This window comes from Paenibacillus sp. IHB B 3415, assembly GCF_000802655.2.
Lineage (GTDB): Bacteria > Bacillota > Bacilli > Paenibacillales > Paenibacillaceae > Paenibacillus_AQ > Paenibacillus_AQ phytohabitans.
Genome location: NZ_JUEI01000126.1, coordinates 16122 through 38250, shown reverse-complemented (window position 1 = coordinate 38250; position 22129 = coordinate 16122). Strand labels below are relative to the sequence as shown.

The following is a 22129-nucleotide window of genomic DNA, read 5'->3' as shown; positions in this document are numbered from 1 at the left end:
AGGGGCAGTGCTGGCGGGCAAGGGGATTGGGAAGTTGTTGGGGTTTGGGGCTCGGGAGGCTACAGATACGGAGGTGAGATATCTAAAAGGAAAAGTTGTTACCGCTATGGAAAAAACATATGAAATGGCACTGAATCCTAATTTATATGCGAATGAAATTGCGAAGAAATATGGTATCAATTTGAAAGGTTCAGGTAAGAAAATTGAAATTATGTTTAATGCTGATCTAAAAGCATTAGGAATATCACGTAAAGCGAATCCAAATGTGATAGAAGTAGGACCGCAGGCTTTTGTGGATGAAGCAACTCTCGCAAACACAATTGCACATGAGCTTAATCATGCAAGAAGCTGGTTAAAGGGGGTAATGCACCTGAGACAACAGCATATCCTGCAGGAAACTCATTGGAAGAGTTTATTAGGGGGATAAGATGAAAATGTGGCTTACAGGAGATAAGGCAATTGAAGACAAGTTACAGGTTTTCTTAGGTAATATTATAGAAGGGGGTGAAATGAGTTTTCCTCAAACATGTCCCGTATGTAAAGAGGAAAATAATATACACCTATATTTTAATCGTAGCAAAGTAAGTCGTGTAGGAGGAGTCTGGGTTTGGTGTGGAAAATGTAAGCATTATTTTCATGGGAGTTTTATACCACCCATATGGTGGACAAATCTGGAATGTATACCACAAGAAAAATTAGAATCCGCACCTTGTTTTTTGAATAGTATTTCTATAGATATTGATAGCCATATTAATCAATTGTTGAGAATTAGGTGATTTTAACCATAAGCTATATTTGTAATGTCTTATAAAAGACGATAAAAGTTATTCTGACCTTGATCGGCTTCATGCCATTCAAGGTTTGTTTTTCTGTGTGTGGCTACCCGGAACTCAATAAACTTAACCATACTTCTTCACCGGCACGAACGTTGTCACCGGAGCGCAGCTGTCCGTCGCGGACCGCTGGTCCGAAGGCATTGGCTCGGCACTGAGTTTAATTCCGATCCCCGGCATGAAGTATGTTGGGAAGTATGGGACTGAAGGGGCTGTGCTGGCGGGCAAGGGGATTGGGAAGTTGTTGGGGCTTGGGGGAAAAGCAGAGGATTTAGTAACTGTATATCGAGGAACAGATAAATATCTTGAGAACTCAATATATGATGAAATTGGATACTTGCTAAGTGATGCTACTCAAATTGCTTATAGAGAGTCCGGTGATTTTGCTTCCGGGCACTGAGTTTAATTCCGATCCCCGGCATGAAGTATGTTGGGAAGTATGGGACTGAAGGGGCTGTGCTGGCGGGCAAGGGGATTGGGAAGTTGTTGGGGCTTGGGGGAAAAGCAGAGGATTTAGTAACTGTATATCGAGGAACAGATAAATATCTTGAGAACTCAATATATGATGAAATTGGATACTTGCTAAGTGATGCTACTCAAATTGCTTATAGAGAGTCCGGTGATTTTGCTTCCGCTTATAAAGCCTCTCAATCCACTCATGAGAAATGGCTCAATATTTGGTACAACAACTTGGATGATTATGTTCAAGCTCATAGTGCATTTGGAACAGATTTACAAAAATAATTTAAAATGGATAGGACTTTAATGTCTGTTACTACAAAAGAAAGCGTTGCGAGATATTTTGCAAATGGAGGTAGAGTGTACGAAGCAAAAATCCCAAGGTCTCAATTAAATACCTCAAACCTTACCTGGAGCTACTGAAAGTGAATTTCTAATCAAATTTGGTGCAGGAGGTTTTAAACCCAAATGAATCTAAATGATGAATTAATTTCTCAAGAAACTATTGATGGACAACTTCTATATGTTTTAGATCCGAGAGCATTTGAATTGCTGATTAAAAATCCTGTAATTGAGGATAAACGAATAAGTGCTCTGGACATAGTAAGTAATATGATGGATATTGTAAAAAAACACAATTTATTTTCTCTTACATTCTATCCATTGGGGAAAGGGGGCAATTGGATGTTTTGTTTGTTACTCGATCTACAAGAAAAACAACAAAGAGTTCAGATTGAGAATGTCCAATGCATTAAATGTAATTGGAAAGGAATTATTGCAAACCCCACTATTCCAGAATTATATTATGGATCACCAGATAGATGGGAAGCATTGGACGAAGCTTACAAAGTTCCAAAAGTTCATTGCCCTAATTGCAATAATCCGTTGCCCAGATATTCTATCTGGACTAATAGCTGAATTCCCGGACTTAATAATCTATATGGTTCATTCTGGATTAATACTAGAAATTATCGATGTACAAAAGAGCAACTTAACAAGTCGAGAACTGTTTACAAGATAAAATTGAATTGGAGCGACTTGGAATGGATATTTTGTAGAATTTAATTTGAAGCACTCTTATACTAGCTCGACCTTTATGCATAAGGGTTTAAAAAGAAATTATTTTGACCTTGATTGGATTCATGCCATTCAAGGTTTGTTTTTCTGTGAGTGGCTACCCGGAGCTCAATAAACTTAGCTGCGTTTTTTCACCGGCACGAACGTTGTCACCGGAGCGCAGTTGTCCGTCGCGGACCGCTGGTCCGAAGGCATCGGCTCGGCACTGAGCTTGATCCCGATCCCCGGCATGAAGTATGTTGGGAAGTATGGGACTGAAGGGGCTGTGCTGGCGGGCAAGGGGATTGGGAAGTTGTTGGGGCTTGAGGCTCGGGGGATAGGGCTGGTCCGAAGGCATCGGCTCGGCACTGAGCTTGATCCCGATCCCCGGCATGAAGTATGTTGGGAAGTATGGGACTGAAGGGGCTGTGCTGGCGGGCAAGGGGATTGGGAAGTTGTTGGGGCTTGAGGCTCGGGGGATAGGAAAAGGTCTCAATCGAATTGATAGTGGTTCTGGTCATATCCCAATGGACGTAGATAAATTCAATAAGATGAAGAATGCTTTTGAAAAGCAAGGTGGTCTCATAGTGAAGGAAGATGAAGCACTTCCACTTTTGAATTATCATGGTGTTGAAGCGTCAACTTTAGATGCAACAACAATAGCTTTTAGACCAAATCCTTCGACTTCTGCGGTATTTGAAGAATTTATCCATGCCACTCAGTATAGAACCGGAAGAGCAAACGGGACTAATATTATCGAAATGGAGATTGAGGCTAAAGAGAAGTTGATTAAATTCAGAAAAGCATACGGTATTCCAAATATTGAAACTAGAGATACAATTCAGCAACTGCGAGAATATAGACAAATGTTGGGGAATTAGAAGGTGGTGAAACGTATGTTTTCTATAAATATTGAATTTTCGATGTATGTAAGAAGTGCCGATGTTGTTGTAATTACTGGTAAATATTCAGGCGAACTTACTGGGAAATTACTAGTGGATTCAAGTGACACTTCAATAGAATATGTGGTCAATAACGTTGTGCATATGGGTTATAAAAATCCAAAAATGAATAAAGATACTATTTCCTTGAATCTTAAACCAAACGGGTATGAAACAGAAGAATTGGTAGGTAAATGCTTAATAAGTCCCGATTGATTATCTAAGAGCTTTGATTGGCTTAATGCCACTCAAAGTTCCTTTTTTATTGGGATACTGCTGCAATTGTAAAAACAACAATATCCAAATCTGTTTTTAACCAATTAGACCATACTCCACTTGATACAAAATATTTAAAGAGTGGAGCGACAACTGTTCTTCCAGAAATATTAGAAAAGTTTAACGAAGCGATAAAAAGTATTGAACATTGGTTGTAGGAGAAGATTAATATGTTAGAACTTGAGGCCGAGATTTATTTGATTCGTGAAGATGAGGGTGGTATGACGAAAGAAGGCTTTTCTGGCATGATGCCATCATTTAGTGTGGCAAATGATCTAATCATGTGCAAAGTGATTCTCGATAATAACCAAATTACTATTAAAAGAGGCGAATATCATAGAGTAACGATTCAATTACCTTACGGTGAGGACTACCAAGACTATATTTCAGTTGGATATAGTTTCACGTTAAATACTGGAAAAAGAACAATTGCTAGAGGAAAAGTAACCTTGGTGCATTGAGATTTATTATATCAATTCCAGTAGTTGCTCCAGGATAACAGTCTTTCTTGCGAATATCATACATTGGGAGACCTTCCTTTGGAGAAAGGGGGAGGTACTCCTTTTTTTCAACACAATACCCCAATCATAGCAAGACAGGGATCCGATTCTGCTGTGGGTGTTATTTAATGTACACAATAAACAAAACAATGGAGCATCACCTCCGGTTATCGGAGTGCCACCTATGCCGCTTAAGCTATTCCATAAAATGGGCCATTTTATGGACGTTCGCAAAATTGCCGGGTTTACCTCGCAGGTCTGGTATCCATTCAATGAAACTGTTGTGCAAAGAATGAACGATCCGGGCCACATAACCGCCAGAACTGTACAATTTTTTTTGTCCGGAGTTAAAGGTGAATCAATAACAGGACCATCATATTCGTCATCTGGCGGTGTTGTTGGATTAAGATCTTCTCCACCTATAACGAGGCCACTGAAAAACCACCTATTTTTCGAAGATACCAAAACTTTAGGGGATCAAATATGATTCCCGGAACGCGAAACGAGCCTTAGAAGCGATTCTAGAGGCTCGTTTTTTTTGACGTTTTTATAAAAGAGACTTTTTCAGTGGCCTCATCGATGGTCTGGAGTTTTTTGCATGCCGGGAAAGTTTGTTAGATGAAACTTTAAAGCAGGCAAAGTGCCCAAGAATCAAGCTTCGCGGCTTGTTCATTTGTAAAAAGAAAATAAAGTATTAGACTAGGAAAATAAAGTTGTAGACTGAGAAAATATAGTATTAGACTGGGGACAGCATTAAGCTAACGGGCAGGTTAACGTAATAAATGAATATATCTATAATCGACCTTTTTTCGATTTTTCTTATCAACTATTATGTTTATATAATAACTTAAAGGATGGTGGTTTTACGTTAGTGGAAAATCCAAACATCATACTCATTACAGGAATAATGGCCAGTGGAAAATCTACCGTAGCACAATTACTGTCCGAACAATTTGATAAATCGGTGCATTTACGAGGTGATATTTTTCGAAGAATGATTGTAAATAACCGCAAAGAGGTTCGTCCAGATTCAGAAAGTGACGAGTTTGATCAGTTGAGGTTACGATACCAGCTCGCCGCCCAATCAGCGGAGATGTATTATAAGGCGGGATATACAGTCGTTGTTCAAGATGTTGTCATCGGACCATTACTTACTGATTTCATCTCGTTTATTAAGAGCCGCCCATTTTACTTAGTCGTGCTTTGTCCAAACTCTACAGTGGTTGCAACGAGAGAGGCTACGCGGGCAAAGAAGGGTTATGGGATTTGGAGCGTAGATGAGTTGGATCGCGTATTGCGAAATGAAACTCCACGCTCAGGTCTTTGGTTGGATTCATCTGATTTGTCCCCTAAAGAGACGGTTGAAGAAATAATCATGCGACTACAAAACGAGGCGTTGATAACATAAACGATGACGCTAACGGGAAACGTTAATTGAACGACCACAGCGGCAGTCAAGACTTTATTTATCAAGTCTTAGACTGCCGCTGCTTTTATTAATGGATCACTCTAAACCTTATTTTTCATAAGCTGACGATTCTTCTATTCAAAAACCGCATTAAATCAATGACTCGAGTCTAATACTTTATTTTCACCGAACAACCGGTACGTTGACTATCGATGCATTACTGAGATTACCGGTGCGTAGAGTGATACCGGCACTGTTCCCTAGTTCGTCAACTGATGCAGCACCATAGCGCATGCGCCTGCTGCGACCGAGCGTTCACCGAGTCTGCTTCGGGTGAAGCGGACGTTATACTGCTCGCGGTAATAGGTCCGCTCAAGGGCGATCCGGGTCGCCTCCTGATAGAAATCATCGGCCGCGAGGAATAACGGGCCGCCGAGGATGACTTCCTCGGGGTGGAGGATATTGATCAGATTGGCCAGCCCGATGCCGCAGTAGACGGCCATCTCATTTACTAACCGGACAACCTCAGGATCACGGGCATGGAGCGCTTCTATTAGATGGGCGAATTCCAGCTGCTCCGCACTCTCGGCCAGGCTGCGGAGCAGCTCGCTGCTGCCCAGCCGCCAGACTTCACGCGCCTGCCTCTCCAGGGTGTGGATGGACACATAGCTCTCCCACGCACCGGCGTTGCCGCCGGGAATATGCGGCGGCAGCCCGGAGCGTTCAATGATCATCTGCCCGACAGCCCCCTCGGTATCGATCATGCCATAGAGCAGCCGTCCATCATTCATGATGGCGGAGCGCAGGCCGATTCCGGCATGGAGGTAGAGCAGATGATGCTGCATCCGGTTACTGCTGGCCCAGTATTCGCCCAGCAGAGCCGTGTTGGCTCCATTATCCAGATATACCGGCACAGCCAGCCGCTGTTCCAGCTGCTCCTTAATATGTACCTGCGACCAGCCCGGTGCCGCGAAACGGGCCGGATTGAGGATAACCCCGGCACGGCGGTCCAGCGGACCGACTGCGCCGATGCCAAGTCCGGCCACCTGACTGAGCTTGATGGAAGCTCCGGCAAGCATCTGCAGTGCCTGACTATGTAAGGATTCCATCAGATGCTCCGGGGTAAGGCTGGTATCCATATTCCAGGTATATTCGCCCAGCAGCTGCAGATGAAAGTCCATCAATACGAGCTTAGCATGGGTACGGGAGATCTCCAGCCCCAGCAGATAGGCATAGGCCGGATTGGTCTCATAAAGGGTGGGGCGGCGGCCCCCGGTAGATTCGCCGAAGCCGACTTCAACCAGCAGCTCCATGGACAGCAATTCATCCAGTATGCGTGTTAACGTGCTTATGGTCAGTCCGCTTTCGTCCAGCAGACTTTGTTTGGAGACGGTGCCGTGTTTTCTTACAGTGAAATAGATTTCCCTGGCTTTGGGATTGGCGATAAGTTCATGAATAAGCAGCAAAGACGGTTCTCTCCTTATGAATATACTAACCTGATGAATAGACTAACCCTGCTTTTACAATGACACAAAAAGCAGGGTGCCGCAACTACCACAAGGAGAGAATAGACTTGCAGGGTTCCATCCAGTTATAGCGGTAAATCCCGCCGTCTGAACAGCTGGATGCCCGATTACGAAGCAGGCTAGTCCGGTCAGCAGCAGCCAGAGGGAGACCTCTGCCCAGGCTGCTGTTTTCTGGACACTCTCATCGGGACGGTAGAAGCTGAATAGGGTGAAGAAGCGCAGCACATCCAGCTTATCACTGATTTTACCGAGAATATCAAGGGTGAAGAATCCGAACGTGACCGCCCCGGAGATCCCGAGCGCCTTCTTCTCGTCATTGCAGGCACAGGAGACCAGGAAGCAGGATCCGCCGATGGCGAAGAACAGCAGAAAAGCCACCAGTTTAAGCTGGCTGAACCGGGCATTTCCGAACTCGTAGCCGCTGCTCAGCCCGAATGCCTTGCCTACGCCTTCCGGCATCGCCTGCACCAGATCGTTCAGCGCAGGAACCCGAATACCTCACCTTTATTCACGGTAAATGAGACATCGCGAATTCCCTTGCCGTTTGATAATTGTTTTGTTAAACCTTCCACTTGCAGCCTGCTGCCACCCCCGACAGATAATAATGAAATAGTATTGAATGGATATTTCGGATGTTATAATAGTTCCAGGCTACGCCTAGCAGGTAACGAATTATAATTATTTTGGCAGCAAAGAGGCTGATCAGCGAGTCTTTCAAGGATTTTATCCAGCGGCCATTGATGAGTTACGGGGAGAAATATCGGATAAAGTGTCAGTGAAGGCGGTTCTGCTGACCATACAGTTATATATTAAGAGCTCGGGAGAGATGCTGGGCAGCCTGGCAGGGCATGAGGATAAGGATGCGTTTCTGGAGGAGCTTATCCATATCTTCTTCTATGGGCTTTGCGGCCGGGAGCCGCAATAGACGCGGCGCCGGCAACAGTCCGGTAAGGCAGCTTGCATAGCAGAACACAGCAGCAGGCTAGAGCAGAGCCTTGAAGGAATGGCGGATCACATCGCCGCGGCTGATGATGCCGACCAGCACACGGTTACGCTCAACGGGGACCTTTTTGATCTGCTTTTTGCCGAGAATGGTGGCGATCTGTTCAATGTCCTCTTCGTAGTGCACAGTGACCACTTTCTTCTTGGCGATGGCCATGACGTTCAGATTGAGCAGCTTGCGCGTCCGTTCTTCGAACTCATCATTATCCCCGACGAATACATTGATCTGGAAAAAAGAATCTACAATCAGATCCTCATGCCTGCCGATATAGCGCATAATATCTCCGTCGCTCAAATAAGCGACAATCTCGTTCCGGTCATTGACTACAGGCATGCCGCTGATCCGGTGGGTGATGCATTTCTCGATAAAAGTCCGTACAGTGTCTTCCTGCTTGACCTTGTAGACCTGGCGGATCATGAACTCATGGGCTTTCATATAGGTTCCCCCTGAAAAGTATCTCATGCACAAATAAGTTGCATAATGAAAGTATATACTTGTATTATACAAGTGGAAAGAACGATGTCAATGAAGAAAGAGAAGAGGATGGGACTGCATGGAGAAACGTTCAATAGAGACGATAGAGCTGGAAATGGCGGTTCTTGTCCGCCGTCTGACTTCACTTACCACATACAAAAAAATCGGCAATCTCGACCGGGCGGCCTACCTGCTGCTGCATCAGATTGCTTTCAATAACGGAACTGCCGGAGTGAAGATGCTCTCCGATGAATTCCAGCTGGATATCTCCACCGTCAGCAGGCAGGCAGCAGCACTGGAGAACAAGGGATATATCATCCGTGTACCAGACCCTGTGGATGGACGGGCCTATACATTGCAGATTACGGAGCTGGGCGGAGAAATTCTGGATGAGAACCGGCAGATGCGGCAGGAAATTATGGGCAAGCTGCTGGTAAACTGGTCAGATGAAGAGGGAGATTCCTTCGGGGAGCTGCTGCGGAAATTCAACGCGGCTTTTCTGGAAGAGGATTAACCAGGGCGAGCCGTTTCCTGAGTGGAGGGTTTGGGCTATTTTAGGCTATACTTAAGTTAATAAAGCTTATGGGGTGTACCGATGAACGAAGATAAATATGAACATATTGATGATTTAATAGAGGCCTTTCAGCAGTTTGCCCGGATGAATTGGCGCAAGACGACGCTCTGGGGACTGAAGCCGAGTGAAATCCGTGTGCTGGTCTCGATCAAAAAGGGCATGGAGCAGGAAGGCAACAAGGGGCGGACGGTTTCCGATATCAGCAAGCTCCTCAAAGTGACTTCTCCCACGGTCACGCAGATGGTGAACAGTCTGATTGCCCAAGGGTACGCTGTGCGCACGCCGGATAGCCAGGACCGCAGAATCAGCGACATTACTTTAACGGACAAGGGTGCGCATCTTGCCGATATGGCGGTGGCGAAATCCCGGGAGACCTTCCAGGGGATGATTGACCATCTCGGCAAAGAACGAAGTGAGACCTTAAGCGAATTGCTGAACGGGGTATATGAATATTTCGAGCAGCTGAATAGCCAGCAGAATGATTTCTGAACAGTAATATTGAGCATTGTATACAAAAAGAGATGTCCCGCAGCTGCAGCTGTTCCGGGACATCTCTTTGTTGTTTATAGGATTAACTTGTGGATCTGTTAATGCCCTGCAGGCGCAGTTTCCTTCCGCAGCTTACTCCCCGCACCGGCTTCCTCTGCGGCAGCCTCTGTCTTGGATTCGCTGGAACGCAGTGGAATCTCCTTCAGGAACAGAACAAGCACGGCTGCAATAACGAGCAGCGCAGTACCGCTCAGGAACACTACCGTCAGGGAGTCGCTCAGCGCCCCGCGCAGCATCTCAATCAATTGATTGAAAAGCGGCCGGATCTGCTCCGGCAGCGTTGTATGCAGCTCCTTCAGCTTGGGCTGGTCGAGCAGCAGCTGCGGATTCATGAAGGCTGTAAGCTGCCCCGCGGCTTCCGGATCAAGCTTGGTCAGGTCGGGACCTTTGCCGGAGGCCACTGCAGATTCCAGCTTATGAGTTAGAGTTGTATTCATTACGGTACCCATAACGGCAATCCCGATAGTACCGCCAAGGTTGCGGAATAGGGTGGTAGTAGCCGTAGCTACGCCCAGCATCTGCGGAGCCACGGCGTTCTGTACGGTCAGCGTGAATACCGGCATCGCCAGCCCGAGGCCGATCCCGAACACAATCATGCTGGCCACAGCCATGACGATGCTGTTCATGAAGGCCATCATTATCATGGCTGCGACCATAAACGGCATGCCGATCATGGCGTAGCGCTTGTATTTACCGGACTTGGAGATCCAGCGTCCGGCCAGTGTGCTGAGTACAATCATCATCAGCGACATCGGCATGTTGATGAAGCCGGAATTGGTCGGGGACACGCCCTCGACCCCTTGAACGAAGAACGGCAGATAGATCATGGCGCCCATCATGCCCGCGTTCATCAGGAAGCCGATAATCATCGAGATGGTGACAATCGAATTCTTGAACAGGGAGAGCGGCAGCACCGGACTCTTGGCTTTGCGCTCAATCAGAATCAGAATGACTGCACCGGCAATGGCTGCCGCGAACAGTCCGAGAATCTCCGGTGAACTCCAGGCATATTTGGTGCCTGCCCAGGAGAAGCCGAGCAGCAGTGCGACGATGCTGAGGGACAGGAAGATGGAGCCCGGATAGTCAATCGTTTCGGAAGTGGCGCGCGTTCCTTTCGGGAACATTCTCCAGATCATGATGAACGCTACAATACCGAGCGGCAGGAAGATCCAGAAGATCCAGCGCCAATCCATATGATCGACCATGAATCCACCGAGGGTAGGGCCGATTACGCTAGAGAAGCCGAACATGGCCATCATAATTCCCGTCCACTTCGCCCTTTCCCGCGGAGCGAATAGGTCGCCTACGGCAGTGACGGTGGCCGACATCAGAATCCCGCCGCCGATGCCCTGTATCCCGCGGTAGGTGATCATCTGATAGATGTTGTCAGACAAGCCCGACAGGAAGGCCCCAATGATGAAAATAACGATCCCGGCGAGCAGGAAGGGCTTGCGGCCGTAAATGTCGGATAACTTACCGACCAGCACCGTGGCAATGGTGGAGGTCAGCATATAGATGGTGATGACCCAGGTGTAATGCTCAATTCCGCCCAGGATGGCAATAATCCGGGGCATCGCGGTGCCGACAATTGTCTGGTTGATCGCCGCGAAGAACATAGCCGCCATTAAGGCGATCATAATGGTTACTTTCTTTTTTTGCGTGAGATGCTCCATGGCAGGGTACTCTCCTTTGATCCTGTACGTATTATAGTTTGGCCTTTTATGATATTCTAATTAGGTAGCCAAACTACCTTTTATGTATAATACACAACTATTTTAAACATCACAATAATTTTATTTTTTATCGGAAGATAATAGAGGTTTGTATTGATTTTCACATGTTAGGTAGGTAATCTAATGATATAGAACGGAGGTGTCTCATGAGTATCCAGGACAGTCAGGAAAGGCAGCTGCTTATCACACTGGAAAATATAAAACGCCTAACCCCCCGTCAGCAGAGCATGGACTCTATCCCGCATGGAGAATTTGTAACGATGTTTGTCATACATGCAGCCATGAAGCAACAGGAGGCGGATGAACAGGAACGCGGAGGCCCGTGCCGCGGCCTGATGGTCTCCAGATTAAGTGAGCTGATGCAGGTCAGCCGGCCGACGGCTTCACAAATGGTCAGTACGCTGGAAGAGAAGGGTTATATTGAACGCGTGATGTCCGAAACCGACCGCAGGGTCATCTATATCTGCCTGACGGCCAAAGGCCAGGCGGTATTCGGCAGCAGAATGGACCGTTATTCAGATGTGCTGGCCGAGATTATCGATAAGGTGGGACGGGAGGAGATTGATCAGCTGATCTCGACCTGCGGCCGTCTGATGGAAGCCGTGAACGAGGTACGGCCGCGGGTAATGGGGAATGCGTCCGAATGAGCCGTAATCCGGGTAACTTATAAACCTGTAAGCTTTAGACCTGTAAACCTGTAAGCGATGAAGACTTTAAACTATAAATTCCACTTTTGCTAACCGTCTGATTTCAGGCGGTTTTTCTGTTGCGTGATGTATCGCAGCTATCAAAGGAAATAAAGTTGTAGACTGACGACAGGTTATAGTATGTAACCTATTGCTTATCCCATAAATACAACAGCATCTTCACGCTGGTAGGCGATTGGTAGTTTTTCCTCAAGAAGATTAACTCTTTTGAAGAAGTATTCTCTCGTATCTCCATCTTTAACATTTTGATCAAACCAACTTTTCAACTTATGTAGTTCTTCAATAATTATTGGTAGCTCTTTCTGATGGATATCAATTCCTGGTGTAATAAATCCCATCATTTCTAATCCAAGAGCTTGAATCCCAGGCATCCAATATTTATAAAAGAATTTTTCGGTTGCAATTGGAATGTAAAATCGCTCTTCAAATTCATTTTGAGCTTCTAGGATAAATGCACAGACTGTCATATATATCCCCTCCGTACTAATAGCCCTTGAGAGCATTATTATTTTGGTAAATCAACCAACTCGTATATAAACTAATTAACAATGGATATCCAAGAGGCCACTGGGTTGCTGCATCCGAGCGCTTTACGCAGGCATCCGAGTTTCTTCACGTTAGAACTGAGCAATCTACACAAGGCCTGTGGATGAATCGCTGCTGCATAGCGGCGCTGGTGGGATTTCGAGCGTATTTACGGATGAAACCAAAAGGTTCTCGCAGGCTGCGGAGGAGCCGAACTGCTGTAGCTTTCTGGTATAAGGAGTACGCAGTTACTACAGCTCCGGTGGTTGCCGGGCGAAGGGGAGCGGTTCAAGTCCAGCTACAAAGGTTAAACTGATGTAGCTCGAAATAATAGAGTACTCAGCATAGAGAGACCGGTATAAACTGGGCCAGCGACGTCCCTGGATCTGTAGTTTCACGTACTTGGTAACTCAATGACTGGAGTCAGTCAGAACGCAAAAGGTGAGCGCGTCCCTAACCTTTGCTATGTGTGATAGCATGCTCAATGGTTTGTTTTAAGTCTAACAAATCTTTATTCAGTCTGAAACGTAAAAATCTCGCCAGGACATACCTGGCGGATTCTTATCCCATGTCTTCTAGTAGACCATTGTACGGTCTGAAGTTAACTTGCAATTAACAATATACACGAATGAGCTTAGAGGAAATTCTAAAAGAACATCTTAAATAATTTGCGATCATTATTAATTATTTTTTTATTTTGAAGCTTTAAAAAAAGCTTTGAATCCCTTATAATCGGGTCACAGGAGTTTTTTATCACGTATCATATGGATACGCTATTAAATAATAGTATCCAAATAGAGCAAAAGCTGCGATCCGGGAAGATGGCAGCTTAGGCTTAGAAGTGAGCGTGGGCTTCTTTAGTAAGATGAATTAAATAATTACACGATAAAAGCACAGAGCTCTGCAGGCGACTAGTGCTTTTTTCGTTGTGTGAAAACATCGTACAGTTTCTGACCAAGATTGATTCCCTCAGAAAAAAACTTAAATATTACAGTTAGTAATAGAATAAGATTCATCTAATCCCTCCTCTCTAAGAGGGACCACGCTCACTTGAATTATATGATATCAGAAAAAAATAGATCGGAGTACCGAAAATATTGAATTTCAGAAGCATTTTGTGGCGGAGCGATCAGCAACTGTCACCTTTCCGTGCAAAGCAGACGTGGATTCTCTTGTCTTTTTTTAAGAGCGCAGATAAAGTCATGGCAGTTGTATAACATGTACATATGGCTATACTTCTGTTCATAAGCAGCCCACCAGTAGCCAAAGCAATTATATTGGGATTGAAAAATGTAAAGTATAAAGTTTTAAATAAGGAGGAGTTATAATAATATTGTAAAAATTTTGAATTTATAAAGGGGTGCGAATCTTGATCCAAGAGGATTTAAATCATGTGCTTGTTTGCTATCATTGTGCTAATAAAACGCAAATGAAACAAATCTCACATTACGAAAGGCACGAAACTGAAAAATTTTATGATTTTTCAAGGCCATACTCTATAACTTTTTATACTGATTGGGACGTATATCTTTGCCCTGTCTGCGATGAAGTAACCTTACTTAAAACTATGAAAAATTCGGATGAGCGGAATCTACAGGATTATACATTAGATGCCACGGAAAAAATCCTTTATCCACAAAATGTATCTCTTGATGATTCGGGAATACCTAATGTAGTTAAAAAGTCCTTTGAAGCTGCACTGCGTATTAAGAATATAGAAGGCACTTTATGTGCTATTGGAATTCGAAGAACCTTAGAAATGATGTGCAAAGATAAGGGAGCGACTGGAAGAGATTTGTACAGTAAGATAAAAAATTTATCCGAAAAGAGCATATTACCTCCAATTATTGAAGAAATGGCAACTATCCTTAGAGAACTTGGAAATGAAGCTGCGCACGGAGATGAGAGAGAGTTCTCAGAGAAATTATTAGAATCGATGATTAAATTTACTAATGTTATTCTTGATTATGTTTACAACCTTCCAGAAAAATTAGCTGAAATTCAACAACAGCTTAGCAAAGCTATGGATGGTGCTGCTGCGATTGAAGGCTCTACTACATCCAAAACTACCAGGTAACGTTAGTTAAACAACAGCGGCAGCCCAAGACTTTATTTATTCAGTCTTGGGCTGCCGCTGCTTCATTTTATGGAACAATCTAATTCGTTATTCTCAGAATATCCAGCAGGATAGCGCTATCCGTGAAGGGCCCGCTGCTTCATTTTATGGAACAATCTAATTCGTTATTCTCAGAATATCCAGCAGGATAGCGCTATCCGTGAAGGATTTCCTTGCATTTCTGCTGTAACCCGGCCATGTCCGGTGCACCATCCGCAAATACAAGGAGCAATAACTGCAGGAAAACTGGATGCCCGCCTGAGTTTTGTCCCCCGCGAACAGGGGAAGCTGTACGCCGAACACCGCAGATGTACCTATCCAAGGAGGGCGGCAACCTCCTATGATCAACTCGTATGGAAAGCGCTACCATTATTGGCCGTCTCATCATGAGTAAGCAGAGAGCATGCAATGAGCATGCAGTGGGCAAGTTGCGGCAGGAATAGAAAGCGCTTTATAAATTGCCGAGGGGAGCTGGGATATTTGAAGTCTTTGGGTAAGAAAATCGGCTTGTGCCTACTGATGCTGATCATGACAGCAGCGCAAACCGGACTTGCGGGAACCAGGCAGAATGTAGCGGAGGCAGCTGACAAGGAGCTGGCACAGAAGCCTTATATGGGCTGGAGCAGCTTCAGTATGCAGGTGTATGAGCCTTCAGGGAACTGGATATCGGCGGACAGCATCAAGAAGCAGTCGGATGCCATGCATGAGAAGCTGCAGTCGCACGGCTATGAGTATATTAATATTGACGCTGGCTGGAACGGAAGTATGGATGAATACGGCAGGCCTATTCCAAGTACTGAGCGTTACCCGAACGGGTTCCAGGAGGTCATCGACTATGTCCACAACAACGGGCAGAAAATCGGAATCTACCTGATCCCCGGCTTGTCCATCGACGCCTATAATCAGAATCTGGAAATCTACGGAACTGCCGGTGAATGCCGGATGCAGGACATTGCCGTGCAGCCGCTCAAGATTGTGGATGCCTGGAATGCCTACAGCTACAAGATCGATTTCAGCAACCCCTGCGCGCAAAAGTATATTGATTCCATCGCCGATATGCTTGGCGAATGGGGGATTGACTTCGTCAAATTTGACAGCGTAACTCCGGGATCGGGAATCAACAATCTGAGTCTTGATGCACGCGGCGATGTGGAAGCCTGGTCCAAGGCTTTGGCCCGGCATGACATCTGGTTCGAGCTCTCCTGGGCGCTCGATCATAATTATGTGGACTTCTGGAAGAAATACGCCAACGGCTGGCGAATCCAGTGGGATGTTGAAGCCTACGACAGCAATGTGGGATTAACCCAGTGGGCTAATATCGCCCGGCTATTCCCGGATGCCGCCGTATGGTGGCGGGATGCCGGTCCCGGCGGATGGAATGACTTTGATTCGCTCAATGTCGGAAACGGTGCGATGGATGGTCTGACCAAGGATGAACGGCAGACAGCCATGACCTTCTGGGCCGTATCTGCGGCGCAGCTCTATATCGGCAACGACATGACCCGGCTTGACGACTATGGCCTGCAGCTGCTGACGAATGATGAGGTCATTGCCGTCAACCAGTCCGGGCGTCCGGCCCATCCGGTGTCGATGGATACGAAGCAGCAGGTCTGGTATGCGAATAACGGCGACGGTACCTATAATGTGGCGCTGTTCAATCTCGGCAGCCGCAGTGCAGCAGTGGAGGTGAAGTGGAGCGATATCGGACTCGAAGGCCCCGCTTCTGTCCGCGATCTCTGGAGCCACACGGAGCTTGGAACCTTCGAGGACGGTTACAGTGCAGGTGCACTTGAACCGCATGCTTCGCGGATGTTCAAGGTGACAGCCAAGGAAGGCACCTCGATTGTTAACGATGATGATACCGGGCTGCGCTATACCGGCTCCTGGCAGCGTAATGGCGGGAAGGAGCAGATCCCCGGCAGCCAGGATATGAATATCAGCATCACTGATACATCTCCGGCTCCGGGTGAGGGAGATCCGGGGGACGGCGGGCAACAGGGGGGCGGTGCTGGAGCAGATCCGATTGATCCGGGAACAGGCAGCGGAGCATCGGTTACCCGCTCGGTCTATGTCAATGACAGCAATCCGGCGATTGCCTACAGCGGCTCCTGGTCTTCCTCGACCGGCAGATCTGCCGGGGACCACAGGGCAGATGTGCACTATACGGAGCAGAACGGTGACTATTTCCAGTATACCTTCAGCGGTACGGCAATTGAGCTGCTGACGGAGAAGGACCCCGCTCAAGGCGATATGCTGGTGTATCTGGACGATGCCGCAAGTCCGGACCGGGTGAGCACGTATACGTCCGGGGATAAGGAAGCCCAGCAGATCGTATATAGCGCTTCGGGGCTGGCGGATGGTGAGCATACTCTGAAGGTGGTCAAGGACTCCGGCCAATATATGCTGCTTGATGCGCTGCGGATTACGGCAGGCCAGCTGATTAATCCGCTGGCAGGCAGCTTCGACAAGGCGCCCGGCAGCCAGGCGGATCTGGAGCTTGCACTGGCAGCCGGCAGCGACTCGCTGCTGGCAATCACGAATAATGGCGTTGCCCTGCTGCCGGGCGCCGATTACACTGCTGACGGCAGCACAGTCATCCTGAAAAAGGAGTATCTGTTCAACCAGCCATCCGGCCGGACGGAGCTGGCGCTTAGCTTCGACGGTGGAAGCAGCGAGCTGTTCACTGTCCAGATAACAGGCTCCTCTACAGTGCGCTACGAACAGATCAACAATGATGATCCGGGAATCACCTATAATGGCTCCTGGTCGCGCAGTACAGGAAGAAACATGGGAGACTACAAGGATGATGTGCAGTACACCGAGCTGAACGGTGATTCCTTCGAGTACGCCTTCAACGGGACAGGGATCAGTCTGTATACCGAAGTAGACAGCTCGCAGGGGGATATGGATATCTATGTCGATGGAGAATTCAAAGAAACCGTAAGCGCGTACCGGAACGGGCGGCTGGCCCAGCAGAATCTGTACAGTATTACCGGTCTTCCGGAAGGCATTCATACATTGCGGGCAGTGAAGAAGTCAGGCCGGTTCATGCTGCTGGATATGCTGAAGGTGGAGATTCCCGATCTCGTTAATCCTGTGGAGGCTGTCTTCGACAAGGCAGCTGCGGCTCAGGCCGATATAGACGTGTCGCTGCTCCGGCAGCCGGGACTGTTCGGGGGTATCCGCCAAGGTTCTTACACGTTGGTGGAGGGTACGGATTATACGCTCTCCGGCAGTACAGTCACGCTCGCGAAGTCCTATCTGGCCGCTCAGCCGGCTGGAACACTTACGCTGACCTTTGAATTCAGCGGTGATTATCAGAATGATGTGCACTACACGGAGAATGATGGTGATTATGTCGAATATGCCTTCACGGGTAGCGGGATTTCGCTCGTAGGGCCGACAGGCCCGGAACTGGGCGACATTGAGCTGTACGTGGACGGTGAACTGCGGCAGACAGCCAGCGCTTATAGCGCGAACCGGCAGATTCTGCAGAGTATTGCCGTGATTACAGGACTGGAGGCAGGCCCGCATGTGCTGAAGGCTGTGAAGAAGTCAGGCGGTCTTATGCTGGCCGATCAGTTAAGAATCACCTTGCCGGCTGCTGACGAGGGTCCGGGTGAAGAGCCCACGGCAACACCGGCTCCAAGTGCAACACCGGAACCTGCTGCAACGCCGGAAGCGACAGCCACACCACAGCACGGAGCCACCGCGCAAACCGGAGGTAATCCGGCTCCGGCAGCAACCGCTTCGCCGGCAGTAACTGTAGCACCATCGCCGACATCTGCGCCGGTTCCATCTTCTACGCCGGGCATTGCAGAGGAACATCATTCCGCATATGCCAAAGGATATCCGGGCGGCTTATTTAAGCCGGACCAGAAAATTACCCGAGCTGAGATGGCGTCGCTGCTGTTCGCAGCCCTCTCCCCGGAGGCCGGCGGAACAGCAGCATCGTTCAGCGATGTAAGCGCAGATTACTGGGCAGCAGCGGCGATATCTGCTGTGGCCGAAGCCGGGATGATGACCGGTTACAGCGATGGCAGCTTCAAACCGGCGCAGCTGATTACCCGTGCAGAGATGGCGAGTCTGGCAGCCGTACTGATACCGGCAGACACGGCATACACGGCCGCAGGCCGCGGATTCCCGGATATTGCCGGGCACTGGGCAGAGGCAGCCATCCTGAAGGCGCAGGTTGCCGGAATACTGAGCGGCTACAGCGACGGTAGCTTCAAGCCCGGCAATCCTTTAACCCGTGCAGAGGCGGTTACGGTGATTAACAGACTTACCGGCAGAGGACCATTGCGCGGGATGGCAGTTCCCCCGTGGCGGGATGTTCCGCTAACCCACTGGGCTTATGCCGATATCATGGAGGCTTCGGTGAATCATGCCTGGAAGCCTGCAGACGGAGGCGGTGAGCAGTTCAGCGGCTCCTGATTCCTAGATTTCTAATATCTGACTAATGTTAATCATCCGCTTGCACTGCCGCTCGCGCGAATCTCGCGCCGTGCGGCAGTTGTCTGCAGCGAGATCGGAATTACTAATAAAAAGCAGTGATGCCGGCCTGCATCGCTGCTTTTTATTAAATTCCCGATTACCGCCGCGTGGAGGCGCAGGACAAAAGCTTGACTGGACGGCAAATTGTTTTAAGCTAATACTATGATAGCGCTACCAATAGAGGGGAGAATCTTACCATGCCCAAGTACTCCAAGGTGTTCCGCAGATTTCTGATCTCCTATCTGGTCATCTTAATTATTCCCAGCATTGGGGGCTATATGTCGTACCACACCTCAATCTCTGTAACCCAGTCCATTTCGATTGAGAACAGCGTGACCCAGCTGGAGAAAAGCCAGGAGATTCTGGAGCGCCGCATGGCTGAGGTTGAAGGGCTTACCCGGCAGCTGGCCATTAATCAGGAACTGAATGTTCTGATGAATGAACAAGGCCGTGAAACGAATGTGTTCGGGATCTGGAGAGCCATGCGCAATGTCCTGACCTTCGGACAGACGAATGATTTTTTGCAGGACTATTATATTTATCTGGCCAATTATGATCTGGTGCTCACTGCCGGCTCCTCCTACCGCCCGGATCATTATTACGAGATCTATCACTACAAGGATCTCCCGCTGGAGGAGTGGAAAAAGGAGATTCTGGACCGTACGCACCGGAGTGAGATTAAGCCGCTTAGCGCTTTTGTGAGTAAAGGTACACCTACCTCGGTAATCACCTACATGCAGTCGCTGCCGCTGGATAGCTTCAATAATTCTTCGCCGGCTGTCGTGGTGGTTAATATTGACGAGAAGATTATCGCCAGTCTGCTGTCCGGGCTGACCGAGCGTGATGGCGGCTGGGTGCATATCAGCGATGCGGACGGCAATACCATAGTGCTGCAGGGGCAAAATGATGGTTACGTGGATAAGCTGGCTGCTGATCCTTTTTTTGACGGGGATAAGGTAAGCCAGTTCTACAGGGATGATCTCGTGATCACGACCCGCTCCGGCACGAACGGCTGGGTGTACCAGGCGGGGATTCCCCGCAGTGTGCTGATGGAGAATGCCAATAAAATTAAGCATATGACCTGGCTGATTACGGCCGGCGCCCTGTTCCTCGGTCTGCTGGCCGGGCTTGTGCTTGCCTACAGAAACAGTATGCCGATTAACCGTCTGCTGGCCGTGATGAAGGAGCAGTTCGGCAAGGAGGACAGTCCGGAGCGCAATGAATTCGACTTCCTGAGCGGGAATATCGCCGACATGATTACGAAGAACAAGCTGCTGGAGACTGAGCTTAACCGTCAGCTGCCGCTGGTCCGGGATGCTTTTCTCAAACGGCTGATCGCCGGGGAATTCGAATCCAGGGAGGAGATTGTCTCGGCAGCCGAGCAGGCGGATATCGGACTGGGTGAAGGAACCGGGTATGCGGGAATTCTGCAGATCAAAGGGTATTCCGGTATGGACAGTGTTGAAATCCTGAATGAGCTGAATGCGGCCCGGCTCCTGCTGAAGCAGACGTTTGCCGAGCTGGCGGGTCCGCTCCCGATGACAGATATGGGCTCTGACAAAATAGTCATTTTGTTCTTCTCCAGCCCGGCTGACGGTGGCCCGGCGGGCAAGGAAGATGGGATGGAACGCCTGATGGATCAGGGGGTTCAGCGGGTGTTTGAGGAATACCGAATTTCGGTGCAGGGCGGCTTCGGGGAGTATTTCTCGTCGGTTACTGAGGTTAGCCAGTCCTTCGAGCAGGCCAGACAGGCGCTGGAATATGCCGTATATACGAACCGTAAAGGAGTCATGCGCCATCAGGAGGTGCAGATTGAGAATACGACCTACTATTATCCTCTGGAGACGGAGCAGCGGCTGATCAGTACGATCCGCGCCGGCGAGCTGGCCGAGGCGGAGCGGATTATGGAGGCCACTTTTGCACAGAATCTGGGGCCCCGCGAGCTGTCGATGGAAATGAAGCATCAGCTGATCGGGGAGATGAAGGGCACCTTCCTCAAGCTGCTGGATCAAAAAATATTCATGGAGTCCCCCCTGGGGGAGAGCGTCAAACGGCAGATTATCGACATTGACACCTCGGCGCCGCTGGAGAGAATCCAGACGGAATTCCTTGAGCTGACCGGAGAGCTATGCGGATTCATCACCAACAAAAAGAAGGATGCGCACACCCAGATCATCAAGCAGATGTACCAGTATACCGCAGAAATGTACGCCGATACCGAGCTCACCCTGTACCGCGTCGCCGAGCATGTGGAGCGGCCCGAGAAATATATCTCGCAGCTGTTCAAGGAAGTGACGGGGGTCAATTATTCGGATCACCTGATTAAGGTGCGGATGGATGAGGCGGCAGTCCTGCTGCGAGAGAGCCGGTACACGGTGGATGAGATCGCGGCCAGAGTCGGCTACAACAGCTCACATTCTTTCCGGCGGGCGTTCAAGCGGCTGACGGGCATTTCGCCGAGCACCTACAGACAATCGCATAGCGAATAGTATTGATTTCACATGCTCAAGCGGCTGCAGCTGTCCATGGTCCGGACGCGCGGCCGTTTTTTCTTGTCTGGTAAAGTACAACGTTTAGAAAAGAACACCATTAGGAAAAGAACACCATTCAAATAAATGTTGATAAAACAAATTTTCTCATTATAAATTAGTACCAAGTTGAGTTAGCCGGAAATAGCAGCTGCCTTTAAATGCGCCGGAAGTGAGCGGGAAGGCAGGGTGAGAGGGATAAATCCCCTTAAATGCACCGGAAGTGAGCGGGAAGGCAGAATGAGAGGGATAAATCCCCTTAAATGCGCCGGAAAGTGGGCGAGATGGGAGAAAGAGAGGGATAAATCCCTTGAAATGTGCCGGAAAGTGGGCGGGACGGGAGAATGAGAGGGATAAATCCCCTTAAATGTGCCGGAAAGTGGGCGGGAAGGCAGAATGCGAGGGATAAATCCCTTTAAATGCGCCG

At 48.3% G+C, this 22129-nt stretch carries 22 protein-coding genes; 17 read left to right on the top strand and 5 right to left on the bottom strand.

What is annotated here, in order from left to right:
• The 10 genes from QW71_RS40720 to QW71_RS34245 form a co-directional block, all read left to right on the top strand.
• On the top strand, positions 1-427 hold a 427-nt coding region (locus QW71_RS40720; RefSeq protein ID WP_160311860.1), incomplete at its 5' end, for a hypothetical protein.
• Between the two features lies 1 nt (position 428).
• A complete protein-coding gene (locus QW71_RS34280) occupies positions 429-776 on the top strand; it encodes a hypothetical protein (protein ID WP_039310005.1) in 348 nt (115 codons plus the stop codon).
• A gap of 298 nt (positions 777-1074) precedes the next feature.
• Positions 1075-1233, top strand: a complete 159-nt coding sequence (locus QW71_RS40715; protein ID WP_160311859.1) for a hypothetical protein — start codon at positions 1075-1077, stop codon at positions 1231-1233.
• Between the two features lie 83 nt (positions 1234-1316).
• Positions 1317-1577 (top strand): hypothetical protein, encoded by a 261-nt coding sequence (locus QW71_RS34275; protein ID WP_160311858.1) that lies wholly within the window; start codon positions 1317-1319, stop codon positions 1575-1577.
• 183 nt (positions 1578-1760) lie between these two features.
• The gene (locus QW71_RS34270; RefSeq protein ID WP_039310003.1) at positions 1761-2210 is read left to right on the top strand and encodes a hypothetical protein; all 450 of its coding nucleotides are present in this window, start codon (positions 1761-1763) and stop codon (positions 2208-2210) included.
• A gap of 280 nt (positions 2211-2490) precedes the next feature.
• Positions 2491-2769, top strand: a complete 279-nt coding sequence (locus tag QW71_RS42330) for a pre-toxin TG domain-containing protein (RefSeq protein ID WP_152679930.1) — start codon at positions 2491-2493, stop codon at positions 2767-2769.
• Positions 2770-2803: 34 nt separating this feature from the next.
• Positions 2804-3229 carry a hypothetical protein gene (locus QW71_RS34260; protein WP_039310000.1) on the top strand — a complete coding sequence of 142 codons (426 nt, stop codon included), beginning with the start codon at positions 2804-2806 and terminating at the stop codon, positions 3227-3229.
• Between the two features lie 3 nt (positions 3230-3232).
• Positions 3233-3505, top strand: coding sequence for a hypothetical protein (locus tag QW71_RS34255; protein WP_152679928.1), 273 nt, complete (start codon positions 3233-3235; stop codon positions 3503-3505).
• A gap of 230 nt (positions 3506-3735) precedes the next feature.
• Positions 3736-4026 (top strand): hypothetical protein, encoded by a 291-nt coding sequence (locus QW71_RS34250; protein WP_039309996.1) that lies wholly within the window; start codon positions 3736-3738, stop codon positions 4024-4026.
• A 910-nt stretch (positions 4027-4936) separates the two neighbouring features.
• The gene (locus QW71_RS34245; protein ID WP_039309995.1) at positions 4937-5473 is read left to right on the top strand and encodes an AAA family ATPase; all 537 of its coding nucleotides are present in this window, start codon (positions 4937-4939) and stop codon (positions 5471-5473) included.
• A gap of 260 nt (positions 5474-5733) precedes the next feature.
• On the opposite strand, the gene QW71_RS34240 is transcribed toward QW71_RS34245, so the two are convergent.
• Together QW71_RS34240 and QW71_RS37500 are read right to left on the bottom strand one after the other, a co-directional pair.
• Positions 5734-6939 carry an ROK family protein gene (locus QW71_RS34240; protein ID WP_039309992.1) on the bottom strand — a complete coding sequence of 402 codons (1206 nt, stop codon included), beginning with the start codon at positions 6937-6939 and terminating at the stop codon, positions 5734-5736.
• Positions 6940-6993: 54 nt separating this feature from the next.
• Positions 6994-7458: a hypothetical protein gene (locus tag QW71_RS37500; RefSeq protein ID WP_052770538.1), complete on the bottom strand. Its 465-nt coding sequence runs from the start codon at positions 7456-7458 to the stop codon at positions 6994-6996.
• A 310-nt stretch (positions 7459-7768) separates the two neighbouring features.
• On the opposite strand from QW71_RS37500, the gene QW71_RS39465 reads away from it, so the two are divergent.
• Complete coding sequence (locus QW71_RS39465) at positions 7769-7924, top strand: hypothetical protein (RefSeq protein ID WP_200906004.1); 156 nt, start codon at positions 7769-7771, stop codon at positions 7922-7924.
• A 57-nt stretch (positions 7925-7981) separates the two neighbouring features.
• On the opposite strand, the gene QW71_RS34230 is transcribed toward QW71_RS39465, so the two are convergent.
• Positions 7982-8437: a CBS domain-containing protein gene (locus QW71_RS34230; protein ID WP_039309990.1), complete on the bottom strand. Its 456-nt coding sequence runs from the start codon at positions 8435-8437 to the stop codon at positions 7982-7984.
• A gap of 118 nt (positions 8438-8555) precedes the next feature.
• Here QW71_RS34230 and QW71_RS34225 point away from each other — a divergent pair, with 118 nt between their 5' ends.
• Both QW71_RS34225 and QW71_RS34220 read left to right on the top strand, forming a co-directional pair.
• Positions 8556-8990, top strand: coding sequence for a MarR family winged helix-turn-helix transcriptional regulator (locus QW71_RS34225; RefSeq protein WP_039309987.1), 435 nt, complete (start codon positions 8556-8558; stop codon positions 8988-8990).
• An 81-nt stretch (positions 8991-9071) separates the two neighbouring features.
• Positions 9072-9539 (top strand): MarR family winged helix-turn-helix transcriptional regulator, encoded by a 468-nt coding sequence (locus tag QW71_RS34220; protein ID WP_042134894.1) that lies wholly within the window; start codon positions 9072-9074, stop codon positions 9537-9539.
• A gap of 98 nt (positions 9540-9637) precedes the next feature.
• Here the strand turns inward: QW71_RS34220 and QW71_RS34215 are convergent, their stop codons facing one another.
• Positions 9638-11272 (bottom strand): MDR family MFS transporter, encoded by a 1635-nt coding sequence (locus QW71_RS34215; protein ID WP_039309984.1) that lies wholly within the window; start codon positions 11270-11272, stop codon positions 9638-9640.
• A gap of 206 nt (positions 11273-11478) precedes the next feature.
• Between QW71_RS34215 and QW71_RS34210 the strand changes: the two genes are divergently transcribed.
• Entirely contained in the window at positions 11479-11979 is a 501-nt protein-coding gene (locus QW71_RS34210) for a MarR family winged helix-turn-helix transcriptional regulator (protein WP_039309982.1), read from the top strand.
• A 194-nt stretch (positions 11980-12173) separates the two neighbouring features.
• Here the strand turns inward: QW71_RS34210 and QW71_RS34205 are convergent, their stop codons facing one another.
• Positions 12174-12506 (bottom strand): hypothetical protein, encoded by a 333-nt coding sequence (locus QW71_RS34205; RefSeq protein ID WP_039309980.1) that lies wholly within the window; start codon positions 12504-12506, stop codon positions 12174-12176.
• Between the two features lie 1427 nt (positions 12507-13933).
• On the opposite strand from QW71_RS34205, the gene QW71_RS34200 reads away from it, so the two are divergent.
• The 3 genes from QW71_RS34200 (at position 13934) to QW71_RS34185 (ending at position 21663) form a co-directional block, all read left to right on the top strand.
• The gene (locus tag QW71_RS34200; protein ID WP_039309978.1) at positions 13934-14641 is read left to right on the top strand and encodes a DUF4145 domain-containing protein; all 708 of its coding nucleotides are present in this window, start codon (positions 13934-13936) and stop codon (positions 14639-14641) included.
• A gap of 519 nt (positions 14642-15160) precedes the next feature.
• Positions 15161-19114, top strand: a complete 3954-nt coding sequence (locus QW71_RS38410) for a X2-like carbohydrate binding domain-containing protein (RefSeq protein ID WP_052770536.1) — start codon at positions 15161-15163, stop codon at positions 19112-19114.
• A gap of 257 nt (positions 19115-19371) precedes the next feature.
• Complete coding sequence (locus tag QW71_RS34185; protein WP_039309969.1) at positions 19372-21663, top strand: helix-turn-helix domain-containing protein; 2292 nt, start codon at positions 19372-19374, stop codon at positions 21661-21663.
• Positions 21664-22129 lie beyond the last annotated feature (466 nt).